Source organism: Micromonospora sp. M51 (genome assembly GCF_018070305.1).
Taxonomy (GTDB): Bacteria; Actinomycetota; Actinomycetes; order Mycobacteriales; family Micromonosporaceae; genus Micromonospora; species Micromonospora parva.
Genome location: NZ_JAGPXZ010001414.1, coordinates 1 through 586 on the forward strand (window position 1 = coordinate 1; position 586 = coordinate 586).

Genomic DNA, 586 nt, shown 5'->3' on the forward strand with positions numbered 1-586 from the left:
ACCTGCGCGACGACCTGCAACCAGGTCGGGAAACCGGCGATCGGGTGGAAGATGCCGGAGATGGTGGCGAGGGCGAAGACCGGCAGCATGATCAGACCGATGCTGCGCGGGCTCTCGATCAGCGAGCCGAAGACCGCGCCGAGGGGCAGCATCGCCAGCAGGCCCAGCGGCAGCAGCCAGAGCAGGGTGAGCCACCGCCCGGCCTCGCCGAGGTGCAGACCGTCGACGAGCAGCGCGCCGGTGCCGAGCACCGCGACCCAGGCGACCAGGACCATGCCGGCGACCAGCAGCACCTTGCCGATCAGGTACGACACCATCCCGTGCGGCAGCGCCTTGAGTCGCAGCAGCGTGCCGTCCTCGCGTTCGACGACGAGTTGCTGCGCCAGGTTGAGCAGGCCGTTGAAGCCGATGCACATGCTGAGCAGGCTGGGCAGGACGAAGGCCGCCACCGACACGTCGGTGCCGGCGAGCATGTTGTCGCGCAGGAAGTAGATCGGTGCCAGCAGGCCGATCAGCCACACCAGGTTGCTGCCGAGGTCCTGGCCGTTGCTGAGCACCAGGCGCAGCTCGGTGCCGCCACGACTCA

Annotated in this window: 1 protein-coding gene; it reads right to left on the reverse strand. The window is 68.9% G+C overall.

From position 1 onward, the window contains the following. Nucleotides 1-586: ABC transporter permease (locus tag KBX53_RS35175; protein WP_210864059.1), on the reverse strand; the 586-nt coding region annotated here is incomplete at both ends.